This window comes from Vibrio cyclitrophicus, assembly GCF_024347435.1.
Classification (GTDB): domain Bacteria; phylum Pseudomonadota; class Gammaproteobacteria; order Enterobacterales; family Vibrionaceae; genus Vibrio; species Vibrio cyclitrophicus.
Window position 1 is genome coordinate 2526945 of record NZ_AP025480.1, and the last position, 18487, is coordinate 2545431.

General features: G+C 43.0%; 18 protein-coding genes and 1 pseudogene. 8 read left to right on the forward strand and 11 right to left on the reverse strand.

The features are described 5' to 3' along the window. Positions 1–67: 67 nt before the first annotated feature. Positions 68–1144: a DNA polymerase IV gene (gene dinB / locus OCW38_RS11200; protein ID WP_010439064.1), complete on the reverse strand. Its 1077-nt coding sequence runs from the start codon at positions 1142–1144 to the stop codon at positions 68–70. A 163-nt stretch (positions 1145–1307) separates the two neighbouring features. Between dinB and OCW38_RS11205 the strand changes: the two genes are divergently transcribed. Beyond that, a complete protein-coding gene (locus OCW38_RS11205; RefSeq protein WP_010439062.1) occupies positions 1308–2558 on the forward strand; it encodes a GGDEF domain-containing response regulator in 1251 nt (416 codons plus the stop codon). A 94-nt stretch (positions 2559–2652) separates the two neighbouring features. Here the strand turns inward: OCW38_RS11205 and nqrM are convergent, their stop codons facing one another. The 9 genes from nqrM to bolA all read right to left on the reverse strand — a co-directional run bounded on the left by nqrM (position 2653) and on the right by bolA (position 10769). Beyond that, a complete protein-coding gene (nqrM, locus tag OCW38_RS11210; RefSeq protein WP_010439061.1) occupies positions 2653–2907 on the reverse strand; it encodes a (Na+)-NQR maturation NqrM in 255 nt (84 codons plus the stop codon). 16 nt (positions 2908–2923) lie between these two features. Further along, the gene (locus OCW38_RS11215; RefSeq protein ID WP_010439058.1) at positions 2924–3928 is read right to left on the reverse strand and encodes an FAD:protein FMN transferase; all 1005 of its coding nucleotides are present in this window, start codon (positions 3926–3928) and stop codon (positions 2924–2926) included. A gap of 173 nt (positions 3929–4101) precedes the next feature. Beyond that, positions 4102–5328, reverse strand: a complete 1227-nt coding sequence (gene nqrF, locus OCW38_RS11220) for an NADH:ubiquinone reductase (Na(+)-transporting) subunit F (RefSeq protein ID WP_010439056.1) — start codon at positions 5326–5328, stop codon at positions 4102–4104. Positions 5329–5357: 29 nt separating this feature from the next. Beyond that, on the reverse strand, positions 5358–5954 hold the full coding sequence (gene nqrE, locus OCW38_RS11225; RefSeq protein WP_009848375.1) for an NADH:ubiquinone reductase (Na(+)-transporting) subunit E: 597 nt from the start codon (positions 5952–5954) through the stop codon (positions 5358–5360). A 7-nt stretch (positions 5955–5961) separates the two neighbouring features. Next, positions 5962–6594, reverse strand: coding sequence for an NADH:ubiquinone reductase (Na(+)-transporting) subunit D (locus OCW38_RS11230; protein ID WP_010439052.1), 633 nt, complete (start codon positions 6592–6594; stop codon positions 5962–5964). After that, the gene (locus OCW38_RS11235) at positions 6594–7361 is read right to left on the reverse strand and encodes a Na(+)-translocating NADH-quinone reductase subunit C (protein ID WP_010439050.1); all 768 of its coding nucleotides are present in this window, start codon (positions 7359–7361) and stop codon (positions 6594–6596) included. The genes OCW38_RS11230 and OCW38_RS11235 overlap by 1 nt, the downstream gene beginning before the upstream one ends. Further along, on the reverse strand, positions 7351–8595 hold the full coding sequence (locus OCW38_RS11240; protein WP_010439046.1) for an NADH:ubiquinone reductase (Na(+)-transporting) subunit B: 1245 nt from the start codon (positions 8593–8595) through the stop codon (positions 7351–7353). The genes OCW38_RS11235 and OCW38_RS11240 overlap by 11 nt, the downstream gene beginning before the upstream one ends. 5 nt (positions 8596–8600) lie before the next feature. Further along, on the reverse strand, positions 8601–9941 hold the full coding sequence (locus tag OCW38_RS11245) for a Na(+)-translocating NADH-quinone reductase subunit A (protein ID WP_010439044.1): 1341 nt from the start codon (positions 9939–9941) through the stop codon (positions 8601–8603). Between the two features lie 519 nt (positions 9942–10460). Next, positions 10461–10769, reverse strand: coding sequence for a transcriptional regulator BolA (gene bolA, locus OCW38_RS11250; protein ID WP_010439043.1), 309 nt, complete (start codon positions 10767–10769; stop codon positions 10461–10463). Positions 10770–10942: 173 nt separating this feature from the next. Between bolA and OCW38_RS11255 the strand changes: the two genes are divergently transcribed. From OCW38_RS11255 to OCW38_RS11270, 4 genes are read left to right on the forward strand one after another with little or no spacing between them, the layout of a single operon-like run. Continuing rightward, the gene (locus OCW38_RS11255) at positions 10943–12094 is read left to right on the forward strand and encodes a methyltransferase (RefSeq protein ID WP_010439042.1); all 1152 of its coding nucleotides are present in this window, start codon (positions 10943–10945) and stop codon (positions 12092–12094) included. 57 nt (positions 12095–12151) lie between these two features. Then, a complete protein-coding gene (locus OCW38_RS11260) occupies positions 12152–12721 on the forward strand; it encodes a YajG family lipoprotein (protein ID WP_010439040.1) in 570 nt (189 codons plus the stop codon). Next, positions 12721–13269: a peptidylprolyl isomerase gene (locus OCW38_RS11265; protein ID WP_261894076.1), complete on the forward strand. Its 549-nt coding sequence runs from the start codon at positions 12721–12723 to the stop codon at positions 13267–13269. Before OCW38_RS11260 ends, OCW38_RS11265 begins: the two co-directional genes overlap by 1 nt. 53 nt (positions 13270–13322) lie before the next feature. Further along, positions 13323–14681 (forward strand): AmpG family muropeptide MFS transporter, encoded by a 1359-nt coding sequence (locus tag OCW38_RS11270; RefSeq protein WP_016790319.1) that lies wholly within the window; start codon positions 13323–13325, stop codon positions 14679–14681. Positions 14682–14749: 68 nt separating this feature from the next. On the opposite strand, the pseudogene OCW38_RS11275 reads toward OCW38_RS11270, so the two are convergent. After that, positions 14750–15010: pseudogene (locus OCW38_RS11275) on the reverse strand (DUF4397 domain-containing protein); the annotation flags it as partial. 372 nt (positions 15011–15382) lie between these two features. Here OCW38_RS11275 and OCW38_RS11280 point away from each other — a divergent pair. From OCW38_RS11280 to csdA, 3 genes are all read left to right on the forward strand, one after another. Further along, entirely contained in the window at positions 15383–16174 is a 792-nt protein-coding gene (locus tag OCW38_RS11280; RefSeq protein ID WP_010439030.1) for a nucleoside-specific channel-forming Tsx family protein, read from the forward strand. A 110-nt stretch (positions 16175–16284) separates the two neighbouring features. Continuing rightward, positions 16285–17178: a 2-dehydropantoate 2-reductase gene (panE, locus tag OCW38_RS11285; RefSeq protein WP_016768334.1), complete on the forward strand. Its 894-nt coding sequence runs from the start codon at positions 16285–16287 to the stop codon at positions 17176–17178. Positions 17179–17265: 87 nt separating this feature from the next. After that, positions 17266–18477, forward strand: a complete 1212-nt coding sequence (gene csdA, locus OCW38_RS11290; protein ID WP_016790317.1) for a cysteine desulfurase CsdA — start codon at positions 17266–17268, stop codon at positions 18475–18477. Positions 18478–18487 lie beyond the last annotated feature (10 nt).

Consider the following 18487-nt stretch of genomic DNA (forward strand, 5'->3'; position numbering starts at 1 on the left):
TAGGCTGTGAAGTCTAGTCGGCATTCAAACACCAGCACTTCTAAACTCAAGCTCTCAACGCCTTCCCCTAAAAGAAACTCAACTGACGCATTTGGTCTTTGGGTTGCAGCATTACGCTTAAACCAAGAAGGCGTATTTCTCGCCCCTGTTGTCTTTTCAGTATTTCACTTAACAGTTCTTTGAAGTGTTCGCGATCTAAAGAGGCGTGGATGTGTTCAATAGTGGTTTGTTGAAAATCAGCAAACTTGAGCTTAATTCCTTGCTTGATAATCGCTTTACTTGGGCTGGCTTTTTCTAAACGAGTTTCAAGTTCAGGAAATAGCTTATCTTCTATCACCTGCCAACACTCAGCATATGTTGATATGTTCTGAGTGAAGGTACGTTCTACGCCTACCGACTTTCTCTCTCGCTCAATGATAACTTCTCGGTCATCAATGCCGTGGCTACGCTTCCAAAGTGATGCACCTTGGCGGCCAAACCTCAGTAGTAAGTCTCGATAGTCAGATTCTTTAATGTCCTTACAAGTAAAGAAACCCGATTGATGCAGCTTCTCAATACTCACCTTACCAACACCGGGAATCTTTTCGAGTGGTAATTCGTCAATAACAGCTTGTACGTCTTGAGGCGGAATAACAAACTGACCATTGGGCTTGTTCAGATCTGAAGCCACTTTCGCCAAGAACTTTATTGGGGCAATGCCAGCAGAAGCCGTCAGGTTGAGTTCATTCCAAATATCACGACGAATCGACTCCGCAATCAATGTTGCTGAACCAAGACACTGCTTCGAATCCGTAACATCAAGAAAGGCTTCATCCAAAGACAGAGGTTCAATGATGGATGTATATCGAGAAAATATCTCACGAATCTTTTTAGAGGTCTCTACATAGACCGGCATCCTTCCTGGAACAACTAGCAAACCAGGGCACAGTTGTAGAGCTTTAGCTGTCGGCATTGCAGAACGAACACCAAACTTTCGCGCTTCGTAATTACACGTACTCAAAACACCGCGCTGTTTTTCATGACCACCCACTGCGAGCGGTCGATTCCGATAAGACGGGTTATCTCGCATTTCTACAGCTGCGTAAAAACAATCCATATCAACATGGATTATTTTTCTCACTTTCTCTTGGTCCGCACTACGCATCTAGAAATAACTCAACCTTACAACTGTATCTATGAACAGTATAATCAATTATTCTCAAATTTAAAATGATATAGAGTCCAGCTCAACAGGTTTCACTTCAATAGCCACCTACAATTCTGATAGTATTGTTAACGAGTATTTAGTCTATAAGTAGGGATCGCTTTTGAGTGAAAAAATACTAGTGGTAGAAGATAGCCGTGCATTCAGAAACTACCTTTACCAACAACTTAAGAACGATGGCTATGACGTAAAGTTAGCCGAATCAGTGGCACAAGCGAAAGCTATCTTAGAGCAAGAGACAGACTTCTTGTGTGCGGTATTAGATTACTGCTTACCCGACGGTCAAGATGGCGAGATCATTGATTTAGTACTTGGCTACCAACAAAAGATCATAGTGCTCACTGGCATGTTCAACAACACACTTCGAGAGCAGGTGCTCGCTAAAGGTGTGCTTGATTACATCCTCAAAGACAGCATGTCATCGGTAAGTTATTTACTTCCTCTCGTCAAAAGAATCTCGAATAATCGACATCACAAAGCTCTGGTCGTAGATGACTCAACTGTGGTTCGTCGGTATATCGTGCAACTTTTAGAACATCAATACATTCAAACGGTCCAGGCCGAAGACGGAGAACAAGCACTAAAGCTTCTCCGAAACGATCCTGATATTACTTTTGTCGTTACTGATCACGATATGCCAAACAAAGATGGTATTTCGATGACCCGCGATATTCGAGTTCACCACGACCGTAATCAACTCGCGATTCTAGGTCTATCTGGCAGTGATGACCGCACCATGACAGCACGCTTCCTCAAAGCTGGCGCGAACGACTTCCTTTATAAGCCCTTTAACCAAGAAGAGTTTTTCTGTCGTATCCATCAGTTGCTAGATATGAAAGAAGCGACCAACGAGCTATTTCGACATGCCAACGAAGATGCCTTAACTGGCCTTTGGAATCGTCGTTACCTATTCAATCAAACATGTAAAGGTTGCGAGCAACGAAGCATCGCGATGATGGATATCGACTTCTTCAAGAAAGTGAACGATACCTACGGCCATGACGGTGGCGATGCAGTGCTGATTGAAGTAGGAAAGATCATCAAAGACCACTTTAAAGATGACGTAGCGGTTCGTTTCGGTGGTGAAGAGTTTTGTATTCAATCATGTGGCCCATTTGAGGCCTTTGTCGAGAAGTTAGAATTAATGAGGGTTGCGATACAAAGCCAAAACGTAATGCATGATTCACAATCGATTAAAGTAACCATGAGTATCGGTGTTACTGACTTGGTTGGCAGTTTGGATGAACAAATCAAAGCCGCAGATGAATTGTTGTATACCGCAAAAGAGCAAGGTAGAAACCAGCTCATATTCGCTCGCAACAACCAACAAATTGAAAAATCGCAACTAAACTGACTCAACCAAAACAAAAGAGCTCAAGACCATTGGCCTTGAGCTCTTTGCATTTTAAGGAGCTCGGTGACACCAGCTCCAGAATCAATATCGCAAATTAAGCAATACGGTCTTTATTCCAAGACGCTTCTTTTTGTTGGCGTTCAGCCAGTTTTTCTTCACGGTATGCTTCGCGCGCTTCACGTTTCTTACGCGCATCACAAGGTTCTGGGCAGTTACATACTTTATCGATACCAACAGCACCTAAGCCACCACAGCTGCCTTTCACAACTTTCTTTTGGACTATATAGCCAATAGACATTGCTGTGATTACGGCAAGAAAAACACCAAATGTAATCAGAAATGTATTCATAATTCTCTCGCTTACCTTATTTACCTAAGTATGGCTTAAATGCTTCAGAAGCAATTTCTTTAAAGCCATCTGCTGTTTTTACCACCATGAATGCTGGGATGTCATGTTGGTTTGCGACTTCCATTCCTTTAACCTCACCTAAGACCATTAAGCCAGTAGATAAGCCGTCTGCAGTCATTGAAGACGGGTTTAAAACTGTCACAGAAACCACTTTATGGTGAAGAGGCTTTCCTGTTTCTGGGTTAATGATGTGAGAGTAACGCACACCATCACGCTCAAAATAGTTACGGTAATCACCAGATGTCGCGATCGCCATATCACCTGGTTCAATAATCTCTTGGATGTTACGCTCTTCAACGCTTGGTTTTTCGATAGCGATACGCCAGCCTACACTTTCGCGATTTAAACCCTTCAAGCGGATTTCCCCGCCCACTTCTACCATATAGTTGTGAATGCCAATTGAATCCAGATAATCTGCAACAACATCAACGCCCCAACCTTTTGCAATAGTTGAAAGATCAACATACAAGTTTGGTAAGTCTTTTTTCAGTTTATTGCCTTCAACGCTAAGATGATGAATACCAACCTTTGCCTTGCGAGCCGCTAATTCTTCATCTGTTGGAACTACTTCAGGGCGAGCTTCAGGGCCAAAACCCCACAGATTAACCAGAGGACCTACAGTAACATCCAACGCGCCTTCAGTAAGACCGTTCAAACGAATTGCTTCTTTCACTACAAGAGCAGTTTGTTCAGAAACTTCGAAAGCGTCAGCACCACGATGTTGATTAAAACGGCTCAGCTCAGAGTCCTCACGGTAAGTCGACATTTGATCGTTCACTTCTTCAAGCAGACGATCGATCTCGGTATGAACTTCATTTGACTCAGGAAACTCATCACCATTGATATACTTAATGTTATAACTGGTGCCCATTGTTGGGCCACTTAAATGCACTTGCTCTCTTGGCTGCTCACAGCCAGCAAGAAAAATCAAAGAAGTTAATGCAACAAGCCAAATTCTCACTTGCTTACTCCTATTTAATGTTGAGGATTTATATAAGGAAAAATAAGAGAATAAATAGGTATTTTTAACACCTTACTCTTTCTTATATAAGCCGTTGTATTGTCAAAAGCTATCTTAGAAAAACAAATGGCTGACTCGTAGGAGTCAGCCATAATAACAATCACTTAAATGGATTAACCACCAAAGTCATCTAGTAGGATGTTTTCATCTTCTACACCAAGATCTTTAAGCATGCCGATAACAGCAGCATTCATCATTGGTGGACCACACATGTAGTACTCACAATCTTCAGGAGCTTCATGATCCTTCAGGTAGTTTTCGTACAATACGTTATGGATGAAACCTGTGTAACCGTCCCAGTTGTCCTCTGGTTGAGGATCAGACAGTGCACAGTGCCACACGAAGTTTTCGTTTGCAGCCGCTAGGCCGTCGAAATCTTCAATGTAGAACATCTCACGCTTAGAACGTGCACCATACCAGTAAGACATCTTACGAGTAGAGTTAAGACGCTTAAGTTGGTCGAAGATGTGTGAACGCATTGGCGCCATACCTGCACCACCACCGATGAATACCATTTCATTGTCTGTGTCTTTAGCAAAGAACTCACCAAATGGACCAGAAATAGTACATTTGTCGCCTTCTTTAAGAGACCAGATGTATGAAGACATCACACCAGGAGCTACATCAGGGTTATTTGGCGGCGGAGTTGCGATACGCACGTTAAGCTTGATGATGCCTTTCTCTTCTGGGTATGAAGCCATAGAGTAAGCACGGATCGAATGCTCTTTAACGATAGACTCGTAACGGAACAAGTTGAACTTATCCCAGTCACCACGGTATTCCTCAGGAATATCGTAATCTGCGTATTTCACGTGATGTGGTTCAGCTTCAATCTGAATATAACCACCCGCTCGGAACGGAACCTCTTCACCTTCAGGGATTGCTAGAGCCAATTCTTTGATGAAAGTAGCTTCATTGTTATTCGAGATAACAGTACATTCCCACTTTTTAACACCAAAGATATCTTCGTCTAGTTCAATCTCCATGTCAGTTTTCATAGCAACTTGACATGCAAGACGTTCGCCTTCGCGAGCTTCACCTTTTGTGATGTGATCAAGTTCAGTAGGTAAGATGTCGCCACCACCAGACTTAACTTTTACACGACACTGACCACAAGAGCCACCGCCACCACAAGCAGAAGATACGAAGATACCAGCGCCAGCTAGGGCACCAAGTAGCTTGCTACCAGGTTGAGTAACGATCGCCTTTTCAGGGTCGCCGTTTACTGAAATAGTGATGTCACCTGATGGTACTAACTTAGACTTAGCGAAAAGAATCACTAGAACTAGAGCCAGTACAATAATGGTAAACATCGCTACGCCAAGAATAATGCTTTGCATTTGTTATTCCTTATTACTGGGTGCTTACCCTACAGTTGAACACCAGAGAAAGACATAAAGCCTAACGCCATCAAACCAACAGTAATGAACGTGATACCAAGGCCACGTAGACCTGGAGGTACGTCAGAGTACTTCATCTTCTCACGGATACCCGCAAGAGCAACGATAGCTAACATCCAACCCACACCAGAACCGAAGCCGTAAACAACAGACTCAGCAAAGTTGTAGTCACGAGTTACCATGAAAGATACACCACCAAAGATTGCACAGTTAACTGTGATCAGTGGAAGGAAGATACCTAGTGCGTTGTACAAAGGTGGGAAGAAACGGTCTAAAACCATCTCTAGGATTTGTACAAGTGCCGCGATAACACCGATGAATGCGATGAAGTTAAGGAAACTTAAATCGACACCTTCAACAAGCGCGTTTTCTTTTAGGATGTGTGTGTAAACAAGGTTGTTTACAGGAACAGCGATTGTAAGTACTACAACTACCGCAACACCAAGACCAAAAGAAGTTTTAACTTTCTTAGATACCGCTAGGAATGTACACATACCTAGGAAGAAAGAAAGCGCCATGTTTTCGATGAAAATCGATTTAACTAGCAGACTAATATAATGTTCCATGACTACCTTACCCCTTCGCTTCTACTTGTTCTGGTTTGAACACACGAATTGCCCAAATCAAGAAACCAATTAGGAAGAACGCAGAAGGTGCTAGAAGCATCAAGCCATTTGGCTGATACCAACCACCGTTGCTCACTAGAGGTAGTACTTCCATACCAAATAGTTTGCCAGAGCCTAGAAGCTCACGGAAGAAACCAACAGTGATAAGAACGAAACCGTAACCAAGACCGTTACCAATACCATCGATTAGAGATGGGATTGGTGCAGACTTCATTGCGAATGCTTCAGCACGACCCATTACAATACAGTTAGTAATGATTAGGCCTACAAATACAGATAGCTGCTTAGAGATATCGTATAGGTATGCTTTAAGCACTTGGTCTACCACGATTACTAATGATGCGATAATTGCCATCTGAACGATGATACGCACACTGTTAGGAATGTGGTTACGGATCAAAGAAACGAAGAAGTTAGACAGAGCAGTAACAAACATTACCGCGATAGTCATAACAAATGCTGTTTCTAGCTTAGTGGTTACCGCAAGAGCAGAACACACACCAAGAACCTGTAGCGCGATAGGGTTGTTATCCAACACTGGCGCTAAGATGCTCTTTTTAATTTCTTTTGCACTAGACATTAGTTCAGACCTCCATCACGAACTTTTGCTAGGAACGGACCAAAGCCCATTTCACCTAACCAGAAGTCAAATGTATGTTGAACGCCAACGCTGGTCAGTGTTGCACCTGAAAGGCCATCAACACCGTGCTCAGAACCTTGAGGAGCACCACCTTTAACTACCTTGATAGCTGGCTTGTGGTTGTCGTCGAATAACTTCTTACCAACGAATTGAGCACGCCAAGTTGGGTTCTCAACTTCACCACCAAGTCCAGGAGTTTCACCTTGCTCGTAGTAAGTGATACCAGAAACTGTGTTGCCATCAGTTTCTACCGCAACGAATGCGTACATCATTGACCATAGACCGTTACCGTGAACAGGGATGATAACTTTAGAAGTTTCAGCGCCATCTTTCACTAGGTAAACCGTACCAATGTTAGCACGACGAATGATCTTAGCGATGTCATCTTCAGCTGAAAGCTTGATTGACTGAGCTGGATCTTTTGCCGCTTTACGTTGGTCGTATGCAGCAGCATCGCCGTCAACGAAATCGCCAGTAGCGAAATCAACTAAACGAGGTTCGATGTTCTCTGCGTACAGTGCTGGAATATCACCTGCAAGTTCAATGCCCGCAACTTCAAGGATCTTAGTTTGCTGATCCAGAACTGCGTTAGCTTGTTGCTTAGGTTTAAGAACAACTGCAGCTGTTGAAACGATGATTGAGCACACTAGGCTCAATGCGATAACAACAAACAGCGTCTTTTTAATGCTATCGTTATTACTTGCCATAGCGCGCTAGTCTCCGCTTAATGTTCTTCTCGATTACAACGTGGTCAAACAGAGGAGCAAATAAGTTTGCGAATAGAATCGCAAGCATCATGCCTTCTGGGTATGCAGGGTTAACTACACGAATCATTACACACATTGCGCCGATTAGGATGCCGTACCACCATTTACCACCGTTGGTAAATGACGCTGATACAGGGTCTGTTGCCATGAAGAACATACCAAATGCGAAGCCACCTAAAACTAGATGCCAGTGCCAAGGCATGCTGAACATTGCATTAGTGTCAGAACCGATCACGTTAAACAATGTTGATACAGCAATCATACCGATCATTACACCAGCAATGATGCGCCATGAAGCAATGCCCATGTATACAATCATTGCAGCACCGATCATAAGTGCAAGCGTTGATACTTCACCGATAGAACCTGGGATGTTACCAATGAACGCATCCATCCAAGTGATCGTCTCACCAGATACTGTATTCATTAGTGCACTACCACCGCCTTGAGCCCATTGGCTAAGCGCAGTTGCACCAGAGAAACCGTCAGCTGCAGTCCAAACTACGTCACCTGAAATCTGTGCAGGATATGCAAAGAACAGGAACGCACGACCAGCAAGCGCAGGGTTCAGGAAGTTACGACCCGTACCACCAAAGATCTCTTTAGCAACAACAACACCGAAGGTAATACCTAATGCTGCTTGCCATAGAGGAAGTGTTGGCGGAACGATAAGCGCAAATAAGATAGAAGTAACAAAGAAACCTTCGTTGACTTCGTGTTTACGTACCATACAGAACAGTACTTCCCAGAAACCACCAACGATAAATACCGTTGCGTAGATAGGTAAGAAGTAAGTCGCACCCAAGAGCATCTTACTGCCCCAACCTGCATCGGCCCCTAAGGAGGCGCCTAACATTTCGGTTAGCCAGTAGTGCCAGTTACCATCAATGATAGAAACCAGCTCTGCACCTGAATACATGTGGTTTAGTGCTGCGATAGCTTGACCACCTGCGTTATACATACCCCAGAACATTGCTGGGAATACCGCAAGCCAAACCATGATCATGATACGTTTTAAGTCAACGCTGTCACGGACATGTGAGCTTTTCTTTGTAACTGTACCTGGTGTGTAGAACAGTGTTGCTGCAGCTTCGTAAAGCGCAAACCACGTTTCGTGTTTACCACCTGGTTCAAAATGATGCTCGATGTCTTCAATAAACTTTTTAAGGCCCATGAAAATTACCCTTCCTTCACAATTATATCTAGGCATTCACGAAGTAACTGACCGTACTCGTACTTACCAGGACATACAAAGGTACACAGTGCTAAATCTTCTTCATCTAGCTCTAGCGCACCAAGTGCTTGTGCACTATCAACGTCGCCAGCGCATAGATCGCGAAGCAGCAAAGTAGGCTCCATATCTAATGGCATTACTTTCTCGTAGTTACCAATTGGAACCATAGAGCGATCACTACCGTTTGTTGTCGTTGTCATGTTGAACAACTGACCTTTAAACACGTGACCAAGGAATGAACGAGTAACAGAGAACTTGTTCTTACCAGGCATTGCCCAACCAAACAGCTCTTTATCACGACCTTCACGAAGAACCGAAACCTGTTGATGGTAACGGCCAAGGTAAGCATGTGGACCTGAAGCGTGAACACCAGATAACACTGAACCTGAGATCAGGCGAACTTCACCTGGCATCAACTCGCTGTCCGTTAACTCTTCAAGGCTAGCACCAATTTGAGTACGAACTAGACGTGGGTTGTTAACTACTGGACCAGCCAGAGAAACAACACGCTCAGAGTAAATCTCACCAGTAAGGAAAAGCTTACCGAATGCGATAACGTCTTGGTAGTTAATGCTCCACGCTACGTTTTGTGCATTTACCGGGTATAGGTAATGCATATGCGTGCCTGCAAGACCTGCAGGGTGTGGGCCATCAAAAACATGTTCTTCAACGTTAGACTGAGCTGAACGAGGTAAGCTAGTACCTTTTTTACAAACGTACACTTTACCGTTAGTCAGAGTTGAAAGAAGATCCAAACCAGCAACGAAAGCATCAGACTGCTCGTTAATGATTAATTCTGGCTCAGCTGCCAACGGATTAGTATCCATAGCAGTTACGAAAATAGCCTGAGTTTCAGAATCAATGGCTGGAACCTTGCTGAACGGACGAGTTCGCAAAGCGGTCCATGCGCCAGACTCAACTAACTGAGATTTAACCGTTTCACGGTCAAGACCTGCTAGTTGGCTAGCTTCATAGCTATTGAACGTGATTTGCTCATTGCCTGCTACTTCAATCACTACTGATTGAAGAACACGCTTAGCACCACGGTTCACTTCAATAACTTTACCGCTTGCTGGAGAAGTAAATACAACACCTGGGTTCTTTTTATCTGCAAAAAGAACTTGGCCTTTCTTCACTTCATCACCAACGCGAGCATGCATCGTAGGACGCATACCAACGTACTCTTCGCCAAGCAAGGCGACTTTAGTGATGGACTTACCATCATTAATCACCTGGGATGGAGTTCCTGCGATAGGAAGATCCAAACCCTTATTTATTGTAATCATACGCACTTGCACTACTTTATCGGGAAAAAGATTCTTTTAATTGCGTAAATTCAGGACGTTTTAAACTCGCCCTTAGACACGACATTACAGTGTCCGGTTTTGGTAAATTTGAGATACCAAAATCGCAACATTTTCATAATAAAATCACCACACGAATCATGTGAGATTTATCAGGTGCGATATTCTAGCATTTTTTGACAACTCGATGCCATGACCAATAACTTGAATACAGCCTTTATTTGGTGAGATTTGAAGCATATGGCCTCTCAAATATGTATAAATTTGACGAGCCGCACAGATAAAATGGCTTTTGAATCGTGTTTTAAACAAGAGATTAATACTCTGTCACAAACTAATATTTTACTAGTTATGTTGAAACACTGTTAATAAAAACATTACTCATTGTAGGTATTTGAGCCCGTTCAATTTGACATCAGTTTGGGTGATATAAGAACGAAAAATACATAAGTTTGACGACAAAAAAAGCGCCATGGCGCTTTTCTCTGTATATAGGCCTTCTTACTTTCCGCCACCCATACACATTGGACTGTCTGGCACGCTATCTAGCTGCTTCATCCATTCATCTTTTGTATAAGTGTGAATAGACAGTGCGTGGATATTATTGGCTAACTCTTCTGAAAGTGCCTTATTTACCGCTCGATGACGAGCAATAAGGCGCAAACCTTCAAACACATCACTGACAACAATCACTTTAAAATGACTCTCAGAACCAGCCGGAACATTGTGCATATAGCTCTCATTCACCACGCTTAAATGACTTGGTGAAAACTCATTGTGCAATTTTGTTTCGATAACTTCTTGGATCATTGTGATTCCTTAATAACGTATTGGCATTACTGTGAGGTGATTATAAACCCTAACAGGTCGACTGTCTGAGTATTTCATTGCAGACGGCATCGGTTTGGTTGAGTTTTTTCTATCTTGTTTAGCCTGCATTTGAGACAATATCTCTGTTATTTCTTATTATAAGCACCTCAAGTATGAAAACCGATCTTACCCTTCTCGATAGAACTTTGACCTTACATCGTTTCCCTAAACGTTCAAATGAAACTCTTCAAGCTTGGGATGCGGGCGACGAATACATTATCAACCATGTTGAAGAGATGAATCTTGAACCTGGTAAACACATTTTAATCATGAACGATAGCTTTGGTGCTCTATCTACTTGGTTCTCCAAAGATCATGATGTCACGATGATGAGTGATTCTTTTATCTCCCATCGTGGCGCACTGAAAAACTTACAACGTAATCAAAGTAATCGTGTGAGTTTCTTAAACACAATGGATGCGATCCCACACGGGATTGATCTTGTGATTATGCAGTTGCCGAAAACAAACCGTCACCTGATTTGGCAGTTAAGCCAATTACGTCAAGCGTTACCTGAAGGCTGCCAAGTCATTGGGGTAAATAAAGTGAAAGAGATACACACTTCAACGCTTAACATTTTTGAAAAATATCTAGGCGAAACAAAAACATCGCTAGCAAAGAAAAAACATCGCTTAGTCTTATCTTCTCCAAATTGCCAGCCGATTCAAAAAGTCGAACCTTACGTTGAGTGGGATGTAGACGGTGAAGATATCCGTCTGAAAAATTTACCAAATGTTTACTCAGGGGAAGCACTCGATCAAGGCGCTCGTTATATGCTAGAGCACATCCCTCAAGATCCTGAACTACGTCATATCATCGACTTAGGCTGTGGTAATGGCGTATTGAGTGTAAAAGCAGGCCAATTAAACCCACAAGCTCGTATCACTTGTGTGGATGAGAGCTTTATGGCTGTGGAATCAGCACGACAAAATGTAATAGATAACCTAGGTGAAGAAGGCAACTTTCAGTTCATTGCTAACAACTGTTTAGATGGCTTTAAGAAAAACAGCACTTACTTGGTTATGTGTAATCCTCCATTCCACCAGCAACAAGCGATTACTGATCACATTGCATGGCAAATGTTCTGTGATGCAAAGCATGTTCTAAGCAATGGGGGCAAATTAATTGTTATTGGTAACCGTCACCTCGGATACGATGTAAAACTAGCGAGATTATTTGGTGAAGCGAACGTTGAAACGCTTGAATTGAACCAAAAATTTGAGATATTACAAGCAACAAGAGAACCTGCTAACTTTAACAAATAGGCAGTAGACCGCTTTAAAATACCGAGCTTCTTGTGTGAATTTAGAAAGGATAAAGGAATGAAAAAACTGATTTTGGCTGCCTCTATTATGGCTTTAACAGCATGTTCAGCCCCTCAGCAAGAACAGATCAACGTAATGCCAGAAGCTTCATTAAGCTCAAGCAACCTTGTGCAAGGCAAAACATACACGTTAACCAGTAAAGATGTACGTGCTGCTCAGTATGTTGCATTGGTTGATAGTGGACGTTCAAATATCCAACCAATTCACGCAAAGCAAAATATGCGTATTTCTCTGGAAAACGCTTTAGCACAACAGCTAGAGTCACAAGGTTTTCGTGCAAGCGTAAACAGTGAAAACTCTGTGGTTTTAGAAATTCAAGAAGCACTTGTTACCGTCAAGCACACCATTATGGAAAACCAAATGGACGGTAAAGTGACGCTTGAAGTAACTGCTGAAACACCTGAAGGTAAGCTAGTTAAAACATTCAACGGTACAGCGACTCGTACCGGAGCACTAAGCGCATCAAACGACGACATCTCAATGGTGCTTAACGATGTGATCAACTTGGTTCTTACTGAAATCGCGAATGACCCTGAACTACAAAACTACATGAAGGAACGTTTCTAATGAGCCGCATTCTTACTTCTATCGCATTAATGCTGGTGAGCGTGAGCGTTTGGGCTGGTCCTAAAGTGAACGTTGAAACAACATTAGGTGACTTCACTATTGAACTAAACCAAGAACAAGCACCGATTAGTGCTGAGAACTTCCTAAAATACGTTGAAGACGGCAGCTACGAAGGCACTATCTTCCACCGAGTTATTCCGGGCTTTATGGCACAAGGTGGTGGCTTCGATCAGGACATGAATCAACAAGCGACTTATGCTCCAATCAAGAACGAAGGCAGTAACGGTCTAAAGAATGATACAGCAACGATCGCTATGGCTCGCACTAATGCGCCTGATTCTGCGACTCGTCAATTCTTCATTAACTTTGCTGACAATGATTTCTTAAACGCGAAAGGCAGTAATCCTGGTTACGCTGTATTTGGCAAAGTGACTGAGGGGTTTGATGTCATTCAAAAGATGGCCACCATTCCAACTAAACGAATGGGACGTATGTCAGACATCCCAACCGACCCAATCGTCATCACCAACGTAACCCTTCTTAAGTAACCTCATCAAACGCCCTTATTTCTTAAGGGCGTTTTTCTATACAAGGACGCCCTATGTCATCAGGCACTCCCTCTCTTACTTGGATGCAGACTTTCCGCAGCTACCTAGATAAACGCTTACTTTGGGTGTTTATGTTAGGTTGTTCGAGTGGCTTCCCATGGGTTCTTATTGGCTCCAACATGTCTGGATGGCTTAAAGATGCGGGCTTAACTCGCGCTGCAATCGGCTATTTTGGTAGCGTATTTGCAGTCTACGCCATTAATTTTTTATGGGCTCCCTTGGTTGACCGAGTCAAGTTGCCAATCCTGCACGCCATTCTAGGTCAACGACGCAGCTGGATATTTTTATGTCAAAGCTTTGTATTGATCTGCACATTATTAATTGCAGGAGTGAACCCAGCCAATGATCTGATGTTCACTTCCATGCTTGCGCTTGGAATTGCAATTGCTTCTGCTACTCAAGATATCGCGATTGATGCTTTCCGTATTGATTCATTTCCAAAATCAGAATCATCAAAATTGCCACAAGCTTCTGCTATGGCCGTTGTCGGATGGTGGACAGGTTACTCACTTCCGGGTTATCTGGCATTTATCAATGCCGATTCTATAGGTTGGAACGGTGTATATTACGGTATGGCTGGTGTCGTCGTCGTTTTGATGTTGTTCACGCTGTTTGTTGGTGAGCCGATTACCAAACGTGAAGCACTACAAAAAGAAGCTCTGCAACGTCATAATAAAGTGGTGGGTTCAAAAGTTGTGGCGTGGTTCAGTGTCACAGTATTAGAACCGTTTTATGATTTCTTTAGGCGGAATGGTGTTCAGGTAGCGATTACTCTTCTGCTGTTTGTATTCCTATTTAAGATAGGCGAAGCTTTCTTAGGGCGAATGTCGATCCCCTTCTACAAAGAGATAGGCTTTAGCAACGAACAAATTGGTCACTACTCCAAGCTAATTGGCTGGGGCGCAACAATATTCTTCACCTTGTTAGGCAGTATCTTCAATGTCAGGTTCGGTATTGTGCGCGGGTTGATGATTGGCGGTATAGCAATGGCAGCCAGTAACCTGATGTTTGCATGGATAGCTAAAGCGGGCCCAAGTGAAACTCTGTTCTTGGCAACAATTATTGTCGATAACTTTACAACGGCATTCTCGACAGTAGCATTCGTGTCTTTCTTAACACTATTAACTGGGCAAGCCTTCTCTGCAACCCAGTATGCATTACTCGCATCCTTGGGTAACTTCGGTCGCACCACGCTGGCTTCCTTCAGTGGTGAGTTGGTTGATTTCCTCAATGATTGGTCAACCTTCTTTATACTGACCTCATTAATGGTCATTCCAAGCTTGATCATGCTTTATTCGTTACGCCACTTTTTCACTGATTTATTAGAAAAAGCTAAAACCAACCAAGAATAAGAGCAAAAGAAAAAAGAGGATAGCATTGAGCTGCCCTCTTTTGTTTTCTGATTACTGACATCACAGATCTAGTCTGTTGTATCACTCACTAATAAGTTGAAGCCCATTCCCGCCACATCATCAATCGCCACAACTTGATAAACGACACCATCAGCTAAGGTTGCAGGCGCAGAGTCAATGGCAACAGTAGTTGGGTCTCCTGCTACAGTAATCGTCACGTAGTAAGATCCCGCTGCCACATAAATACCATTCGCGTAATCTTTGAGTTTAATATCTCTTAGTGTTAGAGCGATAGCAGAGGTTCCCATATTTTCGGTCAGAAATAGTTCAAAGACTGAGTTGTTCCGCGGGCTGAATGCGTAATTTTGAGTGAGAATATACTGAGAAAGGAATACTGTTGATTTTGATATGGATGTCACTCTATTCAGTAGAATCGTTTGCTTAGGATGGTATTTCGCCAATTTATCCAAAAAACAGTCAACTCTCGCAAAACCAATAGAATTAGTGGTGCATCAAGATGCATTGCCATCTTAAAGTTCCGTCATTTAGATCATTAATGTGATCGATCTCACCATAATAATTGTAGTTTACACTCCGTCTCACTTTTATTTGAGAACAAAATCGCTATTATGCTCGGCATTCGGACATATAAACACGCACGGATTAGCGGGTTACTTATTTCAAACATAGAGAGTTCCATTATGCGTAAATCACTTTTAACTCTTGGCCTACTTGCAGCAGCATCTGCTCCAGTAATGGCGGCTGATTATTCTGACGGCGACATCCATAAGAACGATTACAAATGGATGCAGTTCAACCTTATGGGTGCTATTGATGAACTTCCAGGCGAATCAACTCATGATTACCTAGAGATGGAATTTGGTGGTCGCTCTGGAATCTTCGACCTATACGGTTACGTTGATGTATTCAACCTAACTTCTGATCCAGGCAGTGATAAAGATGGCCAAGAAAAAATCTTTATGAAGTTTGCGCCACGTATGTCTCTTGACGGCCTAACTGGCAAAGATCTATCTTTCGGTCCAGTCCAAGAGCTTTATGTTTCTACACTTATGGAATGGGGCGGAAACTCTGGCGTTAACACTCAAAAAGTTGGTCTTGGCTCTGACGTGATGGTTCCTTGGTTGGGCAAAATTGGCCTAAACCTATACGGTACATACGATTCAAACAACAAAGATTGGAACGGCTACCAAATCTCGACTAACTGGTTCAAACCATTCTACTTCTTCGAGAATGGTTCATTCATCTCTTACCAAGGTTACATCGATTACCAATTCGGCATGGATGATGATAACAAAGCGTTGAATACATCAAATGGTGGCGTTATGTTCAACGGCCTTTACTGGCACTCAGATCGCTTTGCTGTTGGTTACGGCCTTAAAGGCTACAAAGACGTTTACGGTCTTAAAGATGACGGCCTAGCAGGTAAAACGACAGGCTTCGGTCACTACGTAGCGGTAACTTACAAGTTCTAATCGAACTTCTAAGAAAGTTTCCTCAATGGCACCCTCGGGTGCCATTTTTTATTGCTTTCATTTAATGCCTCGCTATCCTTGCAGCACCACTTTCTTATCTCGGTATTGCTGTGAACATTACTATTGTTGGGCCTGGGGCTATTGGCTCTTTGTGGGCGATAAAACTACTTCAAGCGGGTCATAATGTCTCTTTGTGGGGCCGCTCTGCTAACAACTCAATGGAACTATCATTGGATGAGCAAGCTTCTCTTTCCTTCAGTAATCACAATATCGAAAAGCTATCTGAAAGTGATTTAGTCATCTTCACGGTCAAAGCTTGGCAAGTAGAAGAAGCAACCACTCCGCTACTTCAACACCTCGATCCCGACACCATTCTCATGTTCCTGCACAACGGAATGGGTGCGGTCGATCAGATAGCAACTCAAATTGATGCTCACCCAGTAGTATTGGCGACTACCACCCAAGCTGCATTCAAACCCGACCGCAATAATGTATCTCACACAGGAATCGGCCAAACACAATTGGGGACTTTTAACCTCAAGGGTCAACAGTGCACTTTTTTAGTCGATGTGTTGGAACATGCCTTACCTACTGTAAGTTGGAACCCAGAGATAAAAACAGCGCTATGGACTAAGCTCGCCATCAATTGTGCCATCAACCCATTGACTGGGCTGGAACAAATCACAAACGGAGAGCTTGTTGACCAAAGATTTAGCGAAGTTTTGAGTTCTATAATTAGAGAAATCACACAAGTGATGCTGGCAGAAGGCATTACTTGTTCATTCGACGAATTAGAGACAAGCGTCAACAAGGTTATTCAAGCGACAGCAAAGAACAACTCTTCAATGAAGCAAGATATGTTTTACCAACGAAAGACAGAGATCGACTTCATTACCGGACACCTAATAAAGACGGCACTTAAGCATCAGATAGATGTTCCTGTTAACCAAAAGCTCTTCGATCAGGTTAAAGAACGAGAAAATAGTTGGAATCAGCAAGATTAGTCAGCAACCGTTCACAAGTCGCGATAAAATAACGATACCGCTCAGCATAACGCTAGCACCAATTTCCAAGATTTTAGGTAAAAATAGATGCTTGATATCAATCACATCCGAGAGCAGTTTCCTGCGCTATCACAAACCATCAACCAACAACCGTTGATTTACTTAGACAGCGCGGCAACGACACAAAAACCTCAGGTGGTTATTGATGCCATTAGCCAGTATTACTCCAAGCAAAATGCCAATGTTCATCGTGGTAGCCACAGCTTAACAGCGAACGCGACCAGTCAGTTTGAAGCAGCAAGAGATAAGGTCGCTCAGTTTATTGGCGCGACATCGTCAAAAGAGATCATCTGGACTCGCGGTGCCACCGAAGCGCTCAACCTAATTGCTCAAACCTACGCAAGAAGCACGCTTCAGCCCGGCGATGAGATCTTGGTTAGCGAAATGGAGCATCACGCCAACATTGTACCTTGGCAAATTGTGGCAGAACAAACCGGCGCTAGAGTCGTTAAAGTACCGATGACATCAGATTGTGAATTTGATCTACAAGCTTTTGATCATCTGCTTAATGATAAGACCAAAATTGTTGCATTAGCTCAGATAACCAACGTTACCGGTTCTCGTCAGCCGATTAAAGCTGTCATAGAAAAAGCCCACATGAAGAATGCGATTGTTGTGGTCGATGGCGCACAAGGCATCGTTCATGAGCCAGTTGATGTTTCTTCTTTAGATGCGGATTTCTATGTTTTCTCAGGGCACAAGCTCTATGCCCCTGCAGGTATCGGTGTCCTTTATGGCAAACTTGAATTGCTCGAAGTAATGCCACCTTGGCATGGTGGTGGCAAAATGGTCGAGCGCGTCTCTTTCTCTGGCACCACATTTTCTGAACTGCCTGGTAAATTTGAAGCTGGCACGCCAAACGTGGCGGGAGCCATCGCATTAAGTACAGCGATAGAATGGTTACATAAGTTTGAGCAGCACGATGTGGAAACTCACATCCACCAGCTACAACAGAAAACCTACCAAGCACTCAACCAATTGGATGATATCCAGGTTCTTGGCTACAAACCCAATTCAAGTGTGATTACTTTTGTGATGGACGGTGTTCACCATCAAGATATTGCGACACTGTTGGATCAACAAGGTATTGCGGTTCGAGCAGGACATCATTGTGCTCACCCATTGATGGATGCGCTTAATGTAAAAGGAACGGTTCGAGTTTCATTTGGTATTTACAACAACATGGATGATGTTGAAAAGCTCGTTGCGGCGATAGAAAAAGCCGTTGATATGCTATAGATAGTAAAGA